This window comes from Klebsiella sp. CN_Kp075 (genome assembly GCF_040065055.2).
Taxonomy (GTDB): Bacteria; Pseudomonadota; Gammaproteobacteria; order Enterobacterales; family Enterobacteriaceae; genus Klebsiella; species Klebsiella aerogenes.
In genome coordinates this window covers 4,535,265-4,552,585 of sequence record NZ_CM198050.1, presented here as the reverse complement: position 1 = coordinate 4,552,585, position 17,321 = coordinate 4,535,265, and the positions used below count along the sequence as shown (strand labels likewise).

The following is a 17,321-nucleotide window of genomic DNA, read 5'->3' as shown; positions in this document are numbered from 1 at the left end:
GGATTCACAGAAGCGTAAAAAAATGTTCAGGACATGGCATGTTTTCAGTTGTCTGATTAGCATAACTAAGCAATACCTGATTTTTTTGAAGCGGCACGATGCCGCGGTGATGCACCAAACTAGAGGAAGAGCTTGTGGAAAAAGCCAAAACTACGGCATGGCGTCTTCTGGCTGCCGGCGTGAGTCTGCTGACGCTAAGCCAGCTGGCGCATGCGGATTCACTGGATGAACAGCGCAGCCGCTATGCTCAAATTAAACAGGCGTGGGACAACCGCCAGATGGATGTCGTCAACCAGTTGATGCCCACGCTCAGCAGCTATCCGCTGTATCCCTACCTGCAATATCGACAAATTACCGATGACCTGATGAACCAGCCGCCGCTGGTGGTCACTAATTTCATTGCGGCGAACCCGACGCTACCGGCGGCGCGTTCGCTGAAATCACGCTTTGTTAATGAGTTGGCGCGGCGTACCGACTGGCGAGGCTTACTGGCGTTCAGCCCGGATAAACCGGCGACAACCGAAGCGCAGTGTAACTACTACTACGCTAAACTCAGCGTCGGCCAATCGCAGGAAGCGTGGAGCGGGGCGAAAGAGCTGTGGCTGACCGGTAAGAGCCAGCCAAATGCCTGCGATCCGCTGTTTAGCGCATGGCGCGATTCCGGGCAGCAGGATCCGCTGGCTTATCTCGAACGAATCCGCCTGGCGATGAAGGCCGGCAATACCAGCCTGGTCCGCGTGCTTGCTCAGCAGATGCCGTCAAACTATCAGAGCATCTCTTCGGCAGTGGTGGCGTTGGCCAACGATCCTAATAGCGTGATGACCTTTGCCCGCACCACCGGGGCCACCGACTTTACCCGCCAGATGGCGGCGGTCGCTTTTGCCAGCGTCGCGCGTCAGGATGTGGAAAACGCCCGTCTGATGATCCCATCGCTGGTGCAGGCGCAGCAGTTGAATGAGGATCAAACCCAGGAGCTGCGCGATATCGTCGCCTGGCGCCTGATGGGCAGCGATGTGACCGAAGCGCAGGCGGAGTGGCGCGATGACGCGATCATGCGTTCGCAATCGACCCCGCTTGTGGAACGCCGGGTTCGTATGGCGCTCGGCAACGGCGATCGTCATGGGCTGAACACCTGGCTGGCGCGTCTGCCGATGGAGGCGAAAGAGAAAGACGAGTGGCGCTACTGGCAGGCGGATCTGCTGCTGGAGCGCGGGCGCGATGACGAAGCGAAAGCCATCTTGCATTCGCTGATGCAGCAGCGCGGCTTCTATCCGATGGTTGCCGCTCAGCGTCTGGGCGAAGAGTACACCTTCCGCATTGATAAAGCCTCCGGCACTATCGACCCGGCGCTGGCCTCTGGCCCTGAGATGGCGCGCGTTCGCGAGCTGATGTACTGGAACATGGACAACACCGCGCGCAGCGAATGGGCGAACCTGGTGAGCAGCCGGACCAAATCGCAGCAGGCGCAGCTGGCGCGTTACGCTTTTGATCAACACTGGTGGGATCTTAGCGTACAGGCGACGATCGCCGGTAAATTGTGGGATCAGCTGGAAGAGCGCTTCCCGCTGGCGTACAACGATCTGTTCGCGCGTTATATTAGCGGCAAAGATATTCCGCAGAGCTACGCGATGGCGATTGCGCGTCAGGAGAGCGCCTGGAACCCGAAAGTGCGTTCACCGGTCGGCGCCAGCGGCTTGATGCAGATTATGCCGGGCACCGCGACGCATACCGTTAGCATGTTCAGCATTCCTGGCTATAGCGGCCCGTCGCAGCTGCTGGATCCGGAAACCAATATCAACATTGGTACCAGCTATCTGCAGTACGTCTACCAGCAGTTCGGCAATAACCGTATTTACGCTTCCGCCGCCTATAACGCCGGGCCTGGACGCGTGCGAACCTGGCAGGGCAATAGCGCCGGGCGCATCGATGCGGTGGCATTTGTCGAGAGTATTCCGTTCTCGGAAACCCGCGGCTATGTAAAAAACGTCCTCTCTTACGATGCCTATTACCGCTACTTTATGGGCAAGCAGGATAACTTGCTGAGCGACGCCGAATGGCAACAGCGTTACTGATTGTTCGGAAGTATGTTATTCTTTGTACTCGTTGATGAGTACATTCGACGGGCAGCCTGGCTGCCCGTCTCAACATGGCGACGTAACATGACCCAACAATCTCCCTATTCAGCGGCCGTGGCCGAACAACGTCATCAGGAGTGGCTACGTTTCGTGGCGCTGCTGCAGCAAGCTTACGCCGAAGACCTTCACCTGCCGTTACTGCAGCTGATGCTGACGCCCGACGAGCGCGAAGCGCTGGGCACCCGGGTGCGTATTATTGAAGAGTTGCTGCGCGGCGAGATGAGCCAGCGCGAGTTGAAAAACGAACTCGGCGCCGGTATTGCCACCATTACCCGCGGTTCGAATAGCCTGAAATCGGCGCCGGTAGAGCTACGCCAGTGGCTGGAACAGACCCTGCTTAACGATAAATAGCGTTATGGAATGGGCTGAGTGCCAGCACGACCGCCTGATGGTAGACGCTGCTGCGCGTCAGCTTGCCGCCGGTAAAGACGCCAATAGCGCCCTCTTTGCGGCCTATCTCATCGATACCGGTATGCTGCGACATGACCGGCCCCAGCGCTTCCCCGGCGCGAACCTGCGCAAGAATGACTTCCGGCAGCGGCAGGGTTGCCGAGCGCGCTTCGCCGCGCTGCTGCTGGTTCTCAATTACCACCCAACTGAAGGTGCTGCCTTCATCGATCCCGGCTTCTATCGCCACCCAAAAATCGGCTTGCGGCTGCGCGATACGGGCATTAGCGACGCGATTTCGTGCGCCAGCCCGCGTTTCCTCGCTGCCGAAGGGCTGTTCCGGCACGCCGCTCTCGACGGCGACGGACTCAATGTGGCAGGATCCTTCGCCGAAGATCTCGTTAAAAGCCTGCAGAATTGCCTGAATTTTGGCGGGATTAGTGGTAGCTGAGACAACATGGTGCATAATCAAAACAACTCAGAATTAATTAACGTCATCGCAGTATACTCTAAATCACTCTGGCGGTAGCCGATAGCGCCGATCGTCGATTGATGAAGGGTTCAGAACGGAAAATAAGCATGTTACAGGTATACCTTGTTCGCCACGGTGAAACGCAGTGGAACGCCGAGCGACGTATTCAAGGCCAGTCCGATAGCCCACTGACCGCTCACGGCGAGCGCCAGGCATGGCAGGTGGGCGAGCGCGCCAGAACGCTGGGGATCACCCATATTATCGCCAGCGACCTCGGACGTACCCGCCGCACGGCAGAAATTATCGCTGAAGCCTGCGGCTGCGGCGTCGTTACCGATCCGCGCCTGCGCGAGCTGGATATGGGGGTGTTGGAGAAGCGCCATATCGACTCGCTTAGTGAGGAAGAAGAGGGCTGGCGCCGTCAGTTGGTCAACGGTACGCCGGATGGCCGCATACCGCAGGGCGAATCCATGCAGGAGCTGAGCGAGCGTATGCGCGCGGCGCTATCGTCCTGTCTGGAATTACCGCCAGGTAGCCGGCCGCTGCTGGTGAGTCATGGGATGGCTCTGGGCTGTCTGGTGAGCACAATCCTCGGGCTGCCTGCTTATGCGGAGCGCCGTCTGCGCCTGCGCAACTGTTCGATTTCACGCGTTGATTATCAGCAGAGCCCGTGGCTGGCGTCAGGATGGGTGGTGGAGACCGCGGGGGACGTTTCGCATCTCGATGCCCCCGCGATGGACGAACTACAGCGTTAACGACGAATCGGAATCAGGTATTCGCAGCGCAGCTGAATTGGCGTGGCCTGGTTCCGGTTATCATCTTCCGGATAGAAGCGCTCAATATCCAGGCCTTTGCGGCGGGTGAGGTTCAGCATCGGCATACAGGTGCCGTATACCGTCAGGATAAACTCCTGCAGCCCGGTGCCTAATCCTTCGTAAGTGAACATTACATACTCGCCGCCTTCCAGAATCACCGGATGAGAGTTATGCAGGTGCCCGTTCGCCATCTCCGGCGTTAGCGCGGTGGTGTAGAACACCTCCTGTTCGTCATCTTTTTCCAGACTTGGACGCGGTTCATGCAGGCCGTACAGCGTTGGCGGAATGCTGGGCGCATTGCCGAGGAATTCGCGCCAGAACTGAACGCGCATCTGGTTACGGAATTCAGAAATCTCTTCAAGCTTACAGGTATAGCTTTGGGTCACGCCGACCAGTTGCGTGGTGCTCAGGGTCACAAACTCATGCTTCGGCATGGTAAATTCGCCGAGCCGCAGCGGCGGACGCATACCGAACGAGCTCCAGTCCGGAGAACGGCGGTAGAGCGCTGGGGTCAAATTAAACTGTTTTTTAAAGGCGCGGGTGAACGTCTGTTGAGAATCGAAGCGATACTGCAGCGCGATGTCGAGAATCGGGCGTGCGGTCAGGCGTAGCGCCACGGCGGATTTGGAGAGACGGCGTGCGCGAATATAGGCACCGATAGCTTGACCCGTGACGTCTTTAAACATACGTTGCAAATGCCACTTGGAATAACCTGCCTTCGCCGCCACATTATCCAACGAGAGGGGCTGATCCAGGTGACCTTCCAGCCAGCTCAGGAGATCGCGAATAATCCCAGCTTGATCCATAAAATGTCCCCATCCTTTAAACTCAGGTACCTATATTAAGGTAGCGGATAATAGCATTTTTTGATGTTTTAGCATTCAGTGTTTTTTTTGCTTATAAATGCGATTATCTGGTGGATATCGTTGGTAATTTTGTAAAGCTGTGATCTTTAAACCTTTTCCACAGCGTTTGTGATTATCACGCAGCGGAATTTTAAGAAATGGTAACAATATGAAATACAAGAAGTTAGTGGCAGGTTTGTTCTTGCTGGCCGCAGGCCAACTGGCGCACGCCGAGCAAATCGGCTCCGTCGATACGGTATTTAAATGGCTGGGGCCGGATCATAAAATCGTGGTCGAAGCCTTCGACGATCCCGATGTACAAAACGTCACCTGCTATATTAGCCGGGCAAAAACAGGCGGCATTAAAGGCGGTCTGGGGCTGGCGGAAGATACCTCAGACGCCGCCATCTCCTGCCAGCAGGTCGGGCCGATTGAGTTGACGGATAAAATCAAAAACGGCAAAAGCCAGGGCGATGTGGTATTCCAGAAACGTACCTCGCTGGTGTTCAAAAAACTGCAGGTCGTACGCTTCTATGACGCTAAACGCAATGCGCTGGTGTACCTGACCTATTCGGATAAAGTGGTCGACGGCTCGCCGAAGAATGCCATCAGCGCCGTGCCGATCATGCCGTGGAATAAATAAACGGGAGTCACAATGCAACAGCCACGGATTTGGTTAGTTGAGGATGAACAGAGTATCGCCGATACCCTTGTTTACATGCTGCAGCAGGAAGGATTCGACGTGACCGTCTTCGAGCGCGGGTTGCCCGCGCTTGATGCGGCACTGCATCAGAGCCCGGATTTAGCGATCCTCGACGTCGGCTTGCCGGATATTAGCGGCTTTGAACTATGCCGACGACTGCTGGCGCGCCATCAGGCATTGCCAGTACTGTTTTTGACCGCACGCAGCGAAGAGGTTGATAAGCTGCTGGGGCTGGAAATTGGCGCTGACGACTACATCGCCAAACCGTTTTCGCCGCGCGAAGTCTGCGCGCGGGTGCGTACCGTTCTGCGTCGCCTGCAGAAATTTTCTACCCCTTCGCCGGTGGTGCGCGTTGGCGAGTTCGTGTTGGATGAGCTGGCGATGACAATTAGCTGGTATGGTCAACCGCTGAGCCTGACGCGTTACGAATTCCTGCTGTTGAAAACCCTCATTAACGCCCCCGGTCGCGTGTTCTCTCGCCAGCAGTTGATGGAGCGAGTGTGGAGCGATGCTTACGAGAGTATCGATCGTACCGTCGATACCCATATCAAAACCCTACGCGCCAAGCTGCGGGCGGTGAATCCTGATATTAACCCGATTAATACGCATCGCGGTCTGGGCTATAGCCTGGGGGGCTATTGATGCGTATCGGGATGCGCCTGTTACTGGGGTATTTCTTGATTGTCGGCATTGCCGCGTGGTTTGTGCTCTCTATCTTTGTGCAGGAAGTCAAACCGGGCGTGCGCCGGGCAACGGAAGGCACGCTTAACGATACCGCAACGCTATTGGCGGCGCTGGCCCGGGAGGATCTTCTTTCGGTAAATCCGCAGCAGGGGCGGCTGGCGCAGGCCTTTCAGTCGCTTAATCAGCAGCCCATCAACGCCAATATCAGCGGTATCAGGAAAATGCGCAATGAGTATCGCGTCTATCTGACGGATGCTCAGGGGAAAGTGGTGTTTGACTCCAGCGGGGAGGCGGTTGGCCAGGATTATTCGCGCTGGAATGACGTCTGGCTGACCCTGCGCGGCCAGTACGGCGCCCGCAGTTCGCGCAGTGACCCCAATGATGATAATAGCTCCGTCATGTACATTGCCGCGCCGGTGATGGATAACGGGCGTATCATCGGCGTGGTCAGCGTCGGTAAACCTAATCTGGCAATGACGCCGGTGATTAAACGCAGCGAGCGGCGGATATTGTGGGCCGGTGGCGCGCTGCTGGGGATTGCTTTACTGATCGGCGCCGGGATGGTCTGGTGGATTAACTTCTCTATTGGCAAACTGGTGCGTTACGCCGATTCGGTGACTGCCGAGCGTCCGTTGCCTCTGCCGAACGTCGGCAGTAGCGAGTTAAGCAAGCTGGCGCAGGCGCTGGAGAGCATGCGCGTGAAGCTAGAAGGCAAGAACGCGATCGAAAACTATGTCTACGATCTCACTCATGAACTCAAAAGCCCGCTGGCGGCGATCCGCGGTGCGGCAGAGATCTTGCGCGAGGGGCCGCCGCCTGAGGTCGCCGCGCGTTTCACGGCAAATATTCTTGCGCAGAATACCCGCATGCAGCTGTTGGTGGAAAAACTGCTGCAACAGGCGCGGCTGGAAAATCGGCTGGAGATAACGCCGCAGTTGGTTTCGGTTGATGCGCTTTTCCAACGTCTGGCGGATGAACGCGACATTGCTCTGGAGGCGAAAGCCATCACCCTGCGCTGGCAGAAGAGCGGGGTAACGGTGAATGGCGATAGCGAACTACTGGCGCAGGCGCTGGGCAATCTTATCGATAATGCGATTGACTTTACCCCCCGCGGCGGTGAAATCGCTCTGGCGGTGGAGACGTGCCACGAAGAGGCGCAGCTAAGCGTGACGGATAACGGTCGCGGTATTCCTGACTTTGCGCTGGCGCGCGTCTTTGAACGCTTTTACTCGCTGCCGCGGGAAGATGGCCATAAGAGCAGCGGTTTAGGACTGGCGTTTGTGCGTGAGGTGGCGCGTCTGCATCAGGGTGATATTAGCCTGCGTAATCGCCCTGAAGGCGGCGTTGTCGCGACGCTACAACTTCACCGTCCCTTCACATAGCTTCAAACACACTGCACATAGCCGCCCTACAGTGAGCCCATCACGATAGGGAGAAGGCTATGATGAAATCACCATTATTCTGGAAAATTAGTACGCTGTTGGGCTGTATTTTGCTGTTGTCCGTGCCGCTGATGATGGTCAGAGCGCTTATTAGCGAGCGTGCGGACTATCGCAGCGATGTAGTGGATGCGATAGAGCACAGTACCAGCGGTTCACAAAAGCTGACGGGGCCGCTGGTTGCTATCCCGGTGACCGAGACGCTATTTCGTATGGAGAATCAAAAAGAGGTCGAATATCAGCGTCGCTGGATCTACTACTGGCTACCGGAAACGCTGACGGTTAACGGTGTGCAAAATGTGGAGTCGAGAAAAGTCGGCATATACAGTGGGCAGGTCTGGCATAATGCCCTGCAAATTCAGGCGCAGTTCGATCCTTCGCGGCTGAAAGAGCTGCAAAAGGCAAATATCAATTTAGGAAAACCGTTTTTAGTGCTTAGCGTGAGCGATGCCCGCGGCATCGGCGTTATCAACGCGCCGGTAATTGACGGTACGGCACTGACCGTTGAACCGGGATTGGGATTGAACGGCGGCGGGGTAGGTATTCATATGCCGATGCCGGCGTTAAGCGCAGACAATAAACCGCTGGATATTGCTTTTACCCTCAATCTTAACGGTACCGGCGGCTTCTCCGTTGTACCGTTGGGCCGCAACAGCGAGCTTCAGCTAACCAGTAACTGGCCGCATCCAGGATTCCTTGGCAGATTCCTGCCTACGAAGCGCGAAGTGAGCGCCTCGGGTTATAGCGCGCATTGGCAGAGCAGTTGGTTTGCCAACAATATGGGCAACTATTTCGCCGATGACACCGATATTGAGTGGTCGCGTTTACCCGCCTTTAGCGTGGACGTGATGTCGCAGGCCGATCAATATCAGCTCACCGACCGGGCGACTAAATACGCCATCTTGTTAATCGCACTGACTTTTATGGCCTTCTTCGTTTTCGAGAGCCTGACGCATCGTCGTCTGCATCCGATGCAGTATCTGCTGGTCGGCTTATCGCTGGTGATGTTCTACCTCGTGTTGCTGGCGCTCTCTGAGCATATTGGCTTTACCCGAGCCTGGGCGATAGCCAGCCTGATTGGCGCGGTAATCAACGGTATTTATTTACAGGCGGTACTGAAAGGGTGGCGTAATAGTCTGTTATTCGTCGTGGCGCTGCTGCTGCTGGATGGCGTGATGTGGCTACTGCTGCGTTCTGAGGATAGCGCGCTGCTGCTCGGCACCGGAGTGCTACTGCTGGCGCTGTGCGCGTTGATGTTCCTGACCCGCCGCGTGGACTGGTATGCCTTATCTCTACCGCAGAGCAAACCGGAAAAACCGCAAAGCAAGGATGACGACACGCTACGTATCTGGAAGTAAAAGTAGCATAAAAAAACAGCGCCAGAAGGCGCTGTTTTTGCATTATAGCTGCGGGATAACCAGAATTATTCCTGCAGATCGCCGCAGAAACGGTAACCTTCACCGTGAATCGTGGCGATGATTTCCGGAGTATCCGGCGTGGATTCGAAATGCTTACGAATGCGACGAATGGTCACGTCCACGGTACGGTCATGCGGCTTCAGCTCGCGACCGGTCATTTTCTTCAGCAGCTCTGCGCGTGACTGGATTTTGCCCGGGTTTTCGCAGAAGTGCAGCATCGCGCGGAATTCGCTACGCGGCAGCTTGTACTGCTCGCCGTTTGGGCTCACCAATGAACGGCTGTTGATATCCAGTTCCCAACCGTTGAACTTGTAGCTCTCAACGCTGCGACGCTCTTCGCTCACGGTACCCAGGTTCATGGTACGGGAGAGCAGGTTACGCGCGCGGATAGTCAGTTCACGCGGGTTAAACGGTTTAGTGATATAGTCATCGGCGCCGATTTCGAGGCCAAGAATTTTATCAACTTCGTTGTCGCGGCCGGTAAGGAACATCAGCGCGACGTCAGCCTGCTCACGCAGTTCACGCGCGAGCAGAAGACCATTTTTACCTGGCAGGTTGATATCCATGATCACCAGGTTGATATCATTTTCAGACAGGATCTGATGCATTTCCGCGCCATCGGTCGCTTCGAATACATCATAACCTTCTGCTTCGAAAATACTTTTTAACGTGTTGCGTGTTACCAACTCGTCTTCAACGATAAGAATGTGCGGGGTCTGCATGTTTGCTACCTAAATTGCCAACTAAATCGAAACAGGAAGTACCAAAGTCCCTGACCTGCCTGGTACATGCCACAAATTAACATGTCCGGCGTAACATGACTAAAGTACGTAATTGCGTTCTTGATGCACTTTCCATCAACGTCAACAACATCATTAGCTTGGTCGTGGGTACTTTCCCTCTGGACCCGACGGTGTCAAAAACGGCTGTCATCCTAACCATTTTAACAGCAACATAACAGGCTAAGAGAGGCCGAACACCCAATAAAACTACGCTTCGTTGACATATATCAAGTTCAATTGTAGCACGTTAACAGTCTTGTGAAATCATTGCATCGATTTGCGATTTATCGTCACATTTCTTACACAGCTCAATTAGTTGCAGCTATGAATTAATAAATGCAATGAATCCAAAGCCCGTAGACAAATGAAAACTGAAATATCATTGCCAAACATATGGATAAATGCGTTCTGTTAACATACTCCGTATTGGTGTCCAATGTGAACAGTTTAGTTTTTTTTAAGAGTAATAAAGCTCATTTTTAGTGATTTTTGTTGCAAATTTGTAAATTTTCGCCGCGTAAAATGGGGGAGACCGCAGAGTCACGCCGCGTAAGTGGATAAGGGAAGCATAATGCGTTTATCGATCATTTTAGTGGCCCCCGCGAGGGCTGAAAACGTCGGCGCGGCGGCGCGAGCGATGAAAACCATGGGATTCAGCGAACTGCGGATTGTCGATAGCGAAGCGCATCTGCAGCCTGCCGCGCGCTGGGTTGCGCATGGTTCGGGAGATATTTTAGATAATATAAAAACCTATCCGACGCTTGAGCAGGCCCTGCACGATGTCGACTTTACCGTCGCCACTACCGCCCGCAGTCGCGCGCGTTTTCACTACTACACCACGCCGCAGCAGTTGCTACCGCTGCTGGAAGAAAAAGCGCAATGGATGAAACATACGGCGCTGGTCTTTGGCCGTGAAGATTCCGGATTAACTAACGATGAACTGGCGCTGGCCGATGTGCTTACCGGCGTGCCGATGGTCGCCGATTATCCCTCCTTGAATCTTGGGCAGTCGGTAATGGTGTATTGCTATCAGCTGAGCTCGCTGCAGCAGCAGACTGCGGTTCAGGCGCCTGAAACCGACGAAAAACAATTGCAGGCGCTACGTCAGCGGACGCTTTCGCTACTTGGACGCTTGGGTGTCGATGACGACATAAAACTGGCCGACTGGCTACAGCAGCGGATCGGCCTGTTACAACAGCGCGACACCGCCATGTTGCATCGATTGCTGCATGATATTGAAAAAAAACTATCTGAATAAAATCCTGTTATAAGTAATTTTTATGGTTGAATGTACTAATTTCAACAGCAACCGTCTGGCAATGCGGCGGAAATATCGGGGCGCTGTGGCGTAATGACGGTGTTGGTTGAAAAGTCGCCAATTTAGAAATTCGTTGACTTAAGCAGGCAGATACTTTAACCAATATAGGCAGGACACAAGACAGATAAAAATACAGAGTACACAACATCCATGAATCGCATCGGCATGATTACCACCATTATCACCACCACCATTACCACAGGTAACGGTGCGGGCTGACGCGTACAGGAAACAACAGAAAAAAGCCCGCACCTGAACAGTGCGGGCTTTTTTTTTGACAAGAGATCAAGGGGTAAGAACCATGCGAGTGTTGAAGTTCGGCGGTACATCAGTGGCAAATGCAGAACGTTTTCTGCGGGTTGCCGATATCCTGGAGAGCAATGCCAGGCAGGGGCAGGTTGCGACCGTGCTGTCTGCCCCGGCGAAAATCACCAACCATCTGGTCGCAATGATTGAAAAAACCATTAGCGGTCAGGACGCTCTTACCAATATCGCCGACGCTGAACGCATTTTTGCCGACCTGCTGCAGGGACTGGCCGACATTCAACCAGGCTTCCCGCTCGCACAGCTGAAAACTTTCGTAGACCAGGAATTCGCGCAGATTAAACACGTGTTGCACGGTATCAGCCTGCTGGGCCAGTGCCCGGACGGCGTTAATGCCTCGCTGATCTGCCGCGGTGAAAAGCTCTCTATCGCTATCATGGCGGCGCTGCTGGAAGCGCGCGGCCACAAGGTCAGCGTGATTAATCCGGTCGAAAAACTGTTGGCCGTCGGCCACTACCTTGAATCCACTGTTGATATTGCTGAATCTACCCGCCGTATCGCCGCCAGCCAAATCCCGGCAGACCACATGGTGCTGATGGCCGGCTTTACCGCCGGTAACGAAAAGGGTGAGCTGGTGGTTCTCGGGCGTAATGGTTCTGATTACTCCGCTGCCGTGCTGGCAGCCTGTATGCGCGCCGACTGCTGCGAAATCTGGACCGACGTTGATGGCGTTTATACCTGCGACCCGCGTCAGGTACCGGATGCGCGTCTGCTGAAATCCATGTCTTATCAGGAAGCGATGGAGCTCTCCTATTTCGGCGCTAAGGTACTGCATCCGCGCACTATTGCTCCCATTGCCCAGTTCCAGATCCCCTGCCTGATTAAAAATACCGGTAATCCGCAGGCGCCGGGTACGCTTATCGGCGCCAGCCTTGATGAAGACGGCCTGCCGGTAAAAGGGATCTCTAATCTTAACAATATGGCCATGTTCAACGTTTCCGGGCCGGGAATGAAAGGCATGGTCGGTATGGCGGCGCGCGTTTTCGCCACCATGTCCCGCGCCGGTATCTCCGTGGTGCTGATTACCCAGTCTTCTTCGGAATACAGCATCAGCTTCTGCGTGCCGCAAAGCGACAGCGCGCGGGCGAAGCGTGTGATGGAAGAGGAATTTTATCTCGAACTGAAAGAAGGGCTGCTGGAGCCGCTGTCAATCATGGAGCGGCTGGCGATCATCTCCGTCGTGGGCGATGGAATGCGCACGCTGCGCGGTATCTCGGCGAAATTCTTCGCCGCGCTGGCGCGCGCCAATATTAATATCGTGGCGATTGCCCAGGGCTCTTCCGAGCGTTCAATTTCGGTGGTCGTCAGCAACGACGACGCGACTACCGGCGTGCGCGTCACGCATCAGATGCTGTTTAACACCGACCAGGTCATCGAAGTCTTCGTGATTGGCGTCGGCGGCGTCGGCGGCGCGTTAATCGAACAGATTAAGCGCCAGCAGAGCTGGTTGAAGGGCAAGCATATCGATCTGCGCGTATGCGGCGTCGCCAATTCACAGGCGCTGCTGACGAACGTCCATGGCTTGAATCTGGAAAACTGGCGTAGCGAACTCGCGGAAGCGAAAGAGCCCTTTAATCTGGGCCGTTTAATCCGTCTGGTGAAAGAGTATCACCTGCTGAACCCGGTTATCGTCGATTGTACCTCCAGCCAGGCGGTGGCCGATCAGTACGCAGACTTCCTGCGTGAAGGTTTCCATGTGGTGACGCCGAATAAAAAGGCCAATACCTCTTCGCTGGATTACTATCACCAGTTGCGTCACGCCGCCAGCAGCTCGCGGCGCAAGTTCCTCTACGACACCAACGTCGGCGCGGGTCTGCCGGTCATCGAAAACCTGCAGAACCTGCTGAACGCTGGTGATGAGCTGGTGCATTTTTCCGGGATCCTCTCCGGCTCGCTTTCCTTTATTTTTGGTAAGCTGGATGAGGGCATGAGCCTTTCTGAAGCCACTAAACTGGCGCGCGAGATGGGCTATACCGAACCGGACCCGCGCGACGATCTTTCCGGCGTGGATGTGGCGCGCAAGCTGCTGATCCTTGCCCGCGAAACCGGGCGCGAGCTGGAGCTCTCGGATATTATCGTTGAGCCTGCGCTGCCTGCCGACTTCGACGCCAGCGGTGATGTCGAAAGCTTTATGGCGCGACTGCCGACGCTTGACGATCAATTCGCCTCGCGGGTTGCTAAAGCGCGCGACGAGGGTAAAGTCTTACGCTACGTCGGCAATATTGAAGAAGATGGCGTCTGCCGGGTGAAAATCGCCGAAGTCGACGGCAACGATCCGCTGTTCAAGGTGAAAAACGGCGAGAACGCGTTGGCATTTTACAGCCACTATTATCAGCCTCTGCCGCTGGTGCTGCGCGGCTATGGCGCGGGGAATGACGTGACGGCGGCTGGCGTGTTCGCCGACCTGCTACGCACCCTGTCATGGAAGTTAGGAGTTTAAGATGGTCAAAGTATACGCCCCGGCTTCCAGTGCCAATATGAGCGTCGGTTTTGATGTGCTGGGAGCCGCGGTGACGCCGGTTGACGGCACCTTGCTGGGGGATAACGTCTCGGTAGAGACGGCGGCGGAGTTTAGCCTACGTAATGTAGGCCGCTTCGCCGGCAAATTACCGTCGGCGCCGCAGGAAAATATCGTTTATCAATGCTGGGAAGCCTTTTGCCGCGAGATCGGTAAAACGGTTCCGGTGGCGATGACCCTGGAAAAAAATATGCCGATTGGCTCGGGCCTTGGCTCCAGCGCTTGTTCGGTGGTCGCCGCGCTGGTGGCAATGAATGAGTTTTGTGGTAAGCCGCTGAATGAAACCCGAATGCTGGCGCTGATGGGCGAGATGGAAGGGCGCATCTCCGGCAGCGTTCACTATGATAACGTGGCGCCGTGCTACCTTGGCGGTATGCAACTGATGATCGAAGAAAATGGCATCATCAGCCAGCAGATCCCGGGTTTTGATGAATGGTTGTGGGTGCTGGCCTATCCGGGGATTAAGGTCTCTACCGCCGAAGCGCGTGCGATTCTTCCGGCGCAGTATCGCCGCCAGGACTGTATCGCCCACGGTCGTCACCTGGCAGGGTTTATTCACGCCTGCTATAGCCGTCAGCCGCAGCTGGCGGCAAAGTTAATGAAAGATGTTATCGCCGAACCGTACCGTACCAAACTGCTGCCGGGCTTCAGTGAAGCGCGTCAGGCGGCGATGGAGATCGGCGCGCAGGCTTGCGGTATCTCCGGCTCCGGCCCGACGCTGTTCGCGTTGTGCGATAAACCGGACACCGCGCAGCGCGTCGCCGACTGGCTGGCCGCGCATTATCTGCAAAATCAGGAAGGCTTCGTTCATATTTGCCGGCTGGACACGGCGGGCGCTCGAGTAGTGGGATAAGTGATGAAACTGTATAACTTAAAAGATCATAACGAACAGGTCAGCTTCGCGCAGGCCGTGACGCAAGGGCTTGGCAAACAACAGGGGCTGTTCTTTCCGCACGATTTGCCGGAATTCAATCTGACCGAAATCGACGAAATGCTGGAGCAGGATTTCGTGACCCGCAGCGCGAAAATCCTGTCGGCCTTTATTGGCGATGAGATCCCGCAGAATGAACTGCAGGCCCGCGTAGCTTCGGCGTTCGCCTTCCCGGCGCCGGTCACTCAAGTACAGGATGATGTCGGCTGCCTGGAGCTGTTCCACGGCCCGACCCTGGCGTTTAAAGATTTTGGCGGCCGTTTTATGGCCCAGATGCTGACGCATATCGCAGGCGATAAGCCGGTGACGATCCTGACCGCGACCTCCGGCGACACCGGCGCGGCCGTGGCGCATGCCTTCTACGGCCTGCCGAACGTCAAAGTAGTTATCCTCTATCCGCGCGGTAAGATTAGCCCGCTGCAGGAGAAGCTGTTCTGCACCCTGGGCGGCAACATCGAAACCGTGGCGATTGACGGTGATTTCGACGCCTGTCAGGCGCTGGTTAAGCAGGCGTTTGACGATGAAGAGCTGAAGGTCGCGCTTGGCCTCAACTCCGCCAACTCTATTAACATCAGCCGCCTGCTGGCGCAGATCTGCTACTACTTCGAGGCGGTCGCGCAATTGCCGCAGGAAGCCCGCAATCAGCTGGTGGTGTCGGTGCCAAGCGGCAACTTCGGCGATCTTACTGCCGGCCTGCTGGCGAAATCGCTGGGGCTGCCGATTAAGCGTTTTATTGCCGCGACCAACGCCAATGACACCGTGCCGCGCTTCCTGCAGGATGGCAACTGGGCGCCGAAGGCGACGCAGGCGACCCTGTCTAACGCGATGGACGTCAGCCAACCGAACAACTGGCCGCGCGTGGAGGAGTTATTCCGCCGTAAAATATGGCGTCTGAATGAACTGGGCTATGCTGCGGTGGATGATGAAACCACTAAAGCGACCATGCGTGAATTGAAAGCCATCGGCTATACCTCGGAACCGCATGCGGCCATTGCCTATCGCGCGTTGCGCGACCAGCTGCAGCCGGGAGAGTATGGGTTATTCCTCGGAACGGCGCATCCGGCTAAATTCAAAGAGAGCGTAGAAGAGATCCTACAGGAGACGTTGCCGCTGCCGAAAGAACTGGCCGACCGCGCCGACCTGCCGCTGCTCTCGCACAATCTCCCAGCCGACTTCGCCGCGCTGCGTAAGCTGATGATGGGCTAGCATTGCCATTCCGCTGTTCGTTAAACCGGGCTCCGCGCCCGGTTTTTTTACGCCCGAAAATGGAGAGATTGTGTAAAACTGACCAATAAATGCGGAAGAGCATAAATTCAGATTGCGGAGAATAAACAGGGTAGTTTTGCAGGGTTAATATTTTGTTATCGACCCATAATGGGGGCGAATAGAAGGGGTTGCTTATGACAATGCTGAAACCTGTTTTGCTGGCGCTTTCTCTGCTGCTGGTCGCTCCTGCGTTGGTTCATGCAGATGAAATTACCCTGATCCCGGCGGTGAAGCTGCAAATCGGCGACCGTGATGATTATGGACGCTACTGGGACGGCGATCGCTGGCGCGATCATGACTGGTGGGCGAGCCATTATGACTGGCGTGACGACCGCTGGCGTCCGCATGATGATTATCGCCGCCACGATCGCGATGACGATGACGATCAAGGCCATCATGGTCATGGCCACGAGCGGCATCACCACGACGACTAATCGTTCCGCCCCCGGCGCCATACCGGGGGCATTCAGGCTTACTGCTCGTGGCGTTTAAACACCAGTTCGCCGTTCTCCGATGCCTGCGCATCAAAGAAATAACCTTCGCTATCAAACTCCTGCAGTTGATCCGGACGGGTTAAACGGTTCTCTATGATAAAGCGGCTCATCAGGCCGCGCGCTTTTTTGGCATAGAAGCTGATCACCTTGAATTTGCCGTTTTTCTCATCGAGGAATACCGGCTTAATCAACTGTCCCTGCAATTTTTTCGGTTTTACCGATTTAAAATACTCATCGGACGCCAGGTTGATAACGGTATCGTCGCCCTGCGCCTGCAGCGCCTGATTGAGCTTATCGGTAATGACATCGCCCCAGAAATGATACAAATCTTTGCCCTGCGGATTTTCCAACTTGATGCCCATCTCCAGACGATAAGGCTGCATCAAATCCAGCGGACGCAACACGCCGTAAAGCCCGGATAGCATACGCAGATGCTGCTGGGCGAAATCGAAATCCGCTTCGCTAAAGGTTTCAGCCTGCAGGCCGGTATAAACGTCGCCTTTGAAGGCCAGAATCGCTTGACGGGCATTCTGCGGGGTAAAGTCCGGATGCCAGTCGTGAAAACGGGTGGCGTTGAGGTCGGCAAGCTTATCGCTGATGCTCATCAGCTTACCGATTTGCGGCGCCGTCAGCTTACGGGCGATACCGATAAGCTGTTGAGAATACTCCAGGAGTTCGGGCTGGGTATAGCGCGTCGTTGCCAGCGGGCTTTGATAATCGAGCGTTTTAGCAGGTGAAATCAGAATCAGCATATCCAGTCCTTGCAGGGAATTTCGACGAATTTTAACAA

18 protein-coding genes and 1 other annotated feature are annotated in these 17,321 nt (G+C 55.3%); of the genes, 14 read left to right on the top strand and 4 right to left on the bottom strand.

Annotation, left to right across the window (positions count from 1 at the left end; translation table 11 throughout):
• Nucleotides 1–134: 134 nt before the first annotated feature.
• Both sltY and trpR read left to right on the top strand, forming a co-directional pair.
• Nucleotides 135–2,072, top strand: a complete 1,938-nt coding sequence (sltY, locus tag ABLV78_RS21660; RefSeq protein ID WP_047043908.1) for a murein transglycosylase — start codon at nt 135–137, stop codon at nt 2,070–2,072.
• A gap of 87 nt (nt 2,073–2,159) precedes the next feature.
• On the top strand, nt 2,160–2,486 hold the full coding sequence (trpR, locus tag ABLV78_RS21655) for a trp operon repressor (protein ID WP_015368371.1): 327 nt from the start codon (nt 2,160–2,162) through the stop codon (nt 2,484–2,486).
• On the opposite strand, the gene yjjX is transcribed toward trpR, so the two are convergent.
• Entirely contained in the window at nt 2,473–2,988 is a 516-nt protein-coding gene (gene yjjX, locus ABLV78_RS21650; RefSeq protein ID WP_047043910.1) for an inosine/xanthosine triphosphatase, read from the bottom strand. The two genes, trpR and yjjX, sit on opposite strands and share 14 nt — an antisense overlap.
• A gap of 113 nt (nt 2,989–3,101) precedes the next feature.
• Here yjjX and gpmB point away from each other — a divergent pair, with 113 nt between their 5' ends.
• Nucleotides 3,102–3,749 (top strand): 2,3-diphosphoglycerate-dependent phosphoglycerate mutase GpmB, encoded by a 648-nt coding sequence (gene gpmB, locus ABLV78_RS21645; protein WP_015368369.1) that lies wholly within the window; start codon nt 3,102–3,104, stop codon nt 3,747–3,749.
• Here gpmB and robA read toward each other — a convergent pair.
• Nucleotides 3,746–4,615, bottom strand: a complete 870-nt coding sequence (robA, locus tag ABLV78_RS21640; RefSeq protein WP_045395899.1) for an MDR efflux pump AcrAB transcriptional activator RobA — start codon at nt 4,613–4,615, stop codon at nt 3,746–3,748. The two genes, gpmB and robA, sit on opposite strands and share 4 nt — an antisense overlap.
• Nucleotides 4,616–4,823: 208 nt before the next feature.
• On the opposite strand from robA, the gene creA reads away from it, so the two are divergent.
• Genes creA through creD form a run of 4 tightly spaced genes read left to right on the top strand, consistent with a single transcriptional unit; the run spans nt 4,824 to nt 8,838 of the window.
• Nucleotides 4,824–5,297 carry a protein CreA gene (gene creA, locus ABLV78_RS21635; protein WP_020079661.1) on the top strand — a complete coding sequence of 158 codons (474 nt, stop codon included), beginning with the start codon at nt 4,824–4,826 and terminating at the stop codon, nt 5,295–5,297.
• A 12-nt stretch (nt 5,298–5,309) separates the two neighbouring features.
• Nucleotides 5,310–5,999: a two-component system response regulator CreB gene (gene creB, locus ABLV78_RS21630; protein WP_045395896.1), complete on the top strand. Its 690-nt coding sequence runs from the start codon at nt 5,310–5,312 to the stop codon at nt 5,997–5,999.
• Complete coding sequence (creC, locus tag ABLV78_RS21625) at nt 5,999–7,423, top strand: two-component system sensor histidine kinase CreC (protein ID WP_047043913.1); 1,425 nt, start codon at nt 5,999–6,001, stop codon at nt 7,421–7,423. The genes creB and creC overlap by 1 nt, the downstream gene beginning before the upstream one ends.
• A gap of 59 nt (nt 7,424–7,482) precedes the next feature.
• On the top strand, nt 7,483–8,838 hold the full coding sequence (gene creD, locus ABLV78_RS21620; protein WP_047043915.1) for a cell envelope integrity protein CreD: 1,356 nt from the start codon (nt 7,483–7,485) through the stop codon (nt 8,836–8,838).
• Nucleotides 8,839–8,903: 65 nt separating this feature from the next.
• Here the strand turns inward: creD and arcA are convergent, their stop codons facing one another.
• Nucleotides 8,904–9,620, bottom strand: coding sequence for a two-component system response regulator ArcA (arcA, locus tag ABLV78_RS21615; protein WP_002887843.1), 717 nt, complete (start codon nt 9,618–9,620; stop codon nt 8,904–8,906).
• Nucleotides 9,621–9,715: 95 nt separating this feature from the next.
• Here arcA and yjjY point away from each other — a divergent pair, with 95 nt between their 5' ends.
• From yjjY to ABLV78_RS21580, 7 genes are all read left to right on the top strand, one after another.
• On the top strand, nt 9,716–9,856 hold the full coding sequence (yjjY, locus tag ABLV78_RS21610) for a YjjY family protein (protein WP_001541509.1): 141 nt from the start codon (nt 9,716–9,718) through the stop codon (nt 9,854–9,856).
• A 395-nt stretch (nt 9,857–10,251) separates the two neighbouring features.
• Entirely contained in the window at nt 10,252–10,938 is a 687-nt protein-coding gene (locus ABLV78_RS21605) for a tRNA/rRNA methyltransferase (RefSeq protein ID WP_047043917.1), read from the top strand.
• A 210-nt stretch (nt 10,939–11,148) separates the two neighbouring features.
• On the top strand, nt 11,149–11,217 hold the full coding sequence (gene thrL / locus ABLV78_RS21600; RefSeq protein WP_004222578.1) for a thr operon leader peptide: 69 nt from the start codon (nt 11,149–11,151) through the stop codon (nt 11,215–11,217).
• Nucleotides 11,156–11,274, top strand: a sequence feature (Thr leader region). It overlaps the preceding gene by 62 nt.
• Before the next feature lie 25 nt (nt 11,275–11,299).
• Nucleotides 11,300–13,762, top strand: a complete 2,463-nt coding sequence (gene thrA / locus ABLV78_RS21595) for a bifunctional aspartate kinase/homoserine dehydrogenase I (protein WP_045395882.1) — start codon at nt 11,300–11,302, stop codon at nt 13,760–13,762.
• Nucleotide 13,763: 1 nt separating this feature from the next.
• Nucleotides 13,764–14,693, top strand: coding sequence for a homoserine kinase (gene thrB, locus ABLV78_RS21590; RefSeq protein ID WP_045395879.1), 930 nt, complete (start codon nt 13,764–13,766; stop codon nt 14,691–14,693).
• Between the two features lie 3 nt (nt 14,694–14,696).
• Nucleotides 14,697–15,977, top strand: coding sequence for a threonine synthase (thrC, locus tag ABLV78_RS21585; RefSeq protein ID WP_047043920.1), 1,281 nt, complete (start codon nt 14,697–14,699; stop codon nt 15,975–15,977).
• A gap of 194 nt (nt 15,978–16,171) precedes the next feature.
• Entirely contained in the window at nt 16,172–16,471 is a 300-nt protein-coding gene (locus tag ABLV78_RS21580) for a DUF2502 domain-containing protein (protein ID WP_045395872.1), read from the top strand.
• Nucleotides 16,472–16,509: 38 nt separating this feature from the next.
• Here the strand turns inward: ABLV78_RS21580 and yaaA are convergent, their stop codons facing one another.
• Nucleotides 16,510–17,283: a peroxide stress protein YaaA gene (yaaA, locus tag ABLV78_RS21575; protein WP_047043922.1), complete on the bottom strand. Its 774-nt coding sequence runs from the start codon at nt 17,281–17,283 to the stop codon at nt 16,510–16,512.
• Nucleotides 17,284–17,321 lie beyond the last annotated feature (38 nt).

Coding starts and splice junctions, on each gene's coding strand:
- trpR (WP_015368371.1), top strand. CDS start 2,160: ATGACCCAACAATCTCCCTATTCAGCGGCCGTGGCCGAACAACGTCAT.
- yjjX (WP_047043910.1), bottom strand. CDS start 2,988: ATGCACCATGTTGTCTCAGCTACCACTAATCCCGCCAAAATTCAGGCA.
- gpmB (WP_015368369.1), top strand. CDS start 3,102: ATGTTACAGGTATACCTTGTTCGCCACGGTGAAACGCAGTGGAACGCC.
- robA (WP_045395899.1), bottom strand. CDS start 4,615: ATGGATCAAGCTGGGATTATTCGCGATCTCCTGAGCTGGCTGGAAGGT.
- creA (WP_020079661.1), top strand. CDS start 4,824: ATGAAATACAAGAAGTTAGTGGCAGGTTTGTTCTTGCTGGCCGCAGGC.
- creB (WP_045395896.1), top strand. CDS start 5,310: ATGCAACAGCCACGGATTTGGTTAGTTGAGGATGAACAGAGTATCGCC.
- creC (WP_047043913.1), top strand. CDS start 5,999: ATGCGTATCGGGATGCGCCTGTTACTGGGGTATTTCTTGATTGTCGGC.
- creD (WP_047043915.1), top strand. CDS start 7,483: ATGATGAAATCACCATTATTCTGGAAAATTAGTACGCTGTTGGGCTGT.
- arcA (WP_002887843.1), bottom strand. CDS start 9,620: ATGCAGACCCCGCACATTCTTATCGTTGAAGACGAGTTGGTAACACGC.
- yjjY (WP_001541509.1), top strand. CDS start 9,716: ATGACTAAAGTACGTAATTGCGTTCTTGATGCACTTTCCATCAACGTC.
- ABLV78_RS21605 (WP_047043917.1), top strand. CDS start 10,252: ATGCGTTTATCGATCATTTTAGTGGCCCCCGCGAGGGCTGAAAACGTC.
- thrA (WP_045395882.1), top strand. CDS start 11,300: ATGCGAGTGTTGAAGTTCGGCGGTACATCAGTGGCAAATGCAGAACGT.
- thrB (WP_045395879.1), top strand. CDS start 13,764: ATGGTCAAAGTATACGCCCCGGCTTCCAGTGCCAATATGAGCGTCGGT.
- thrC (WP_047043920.1), top strand. CDS start 14,697: ATGAAACTGTATAACTTAAAAGATCATAACGAACAGGTCAGCTTCGCG.
- ABLV78_RS21580 (WP_045395872.1), top strand. CDS start 16,172: ATGACAATGCTGAAACCTGTTTTGCTGGCGCTTTCTCTGCTGCTGGTC.
- yaaA (WP_047043922.1), bottom strand. CDS start 17,283: ATGCTGATTCTGATTTCACCTGCTAAAACGCTCGATTATCAAAGCCCG.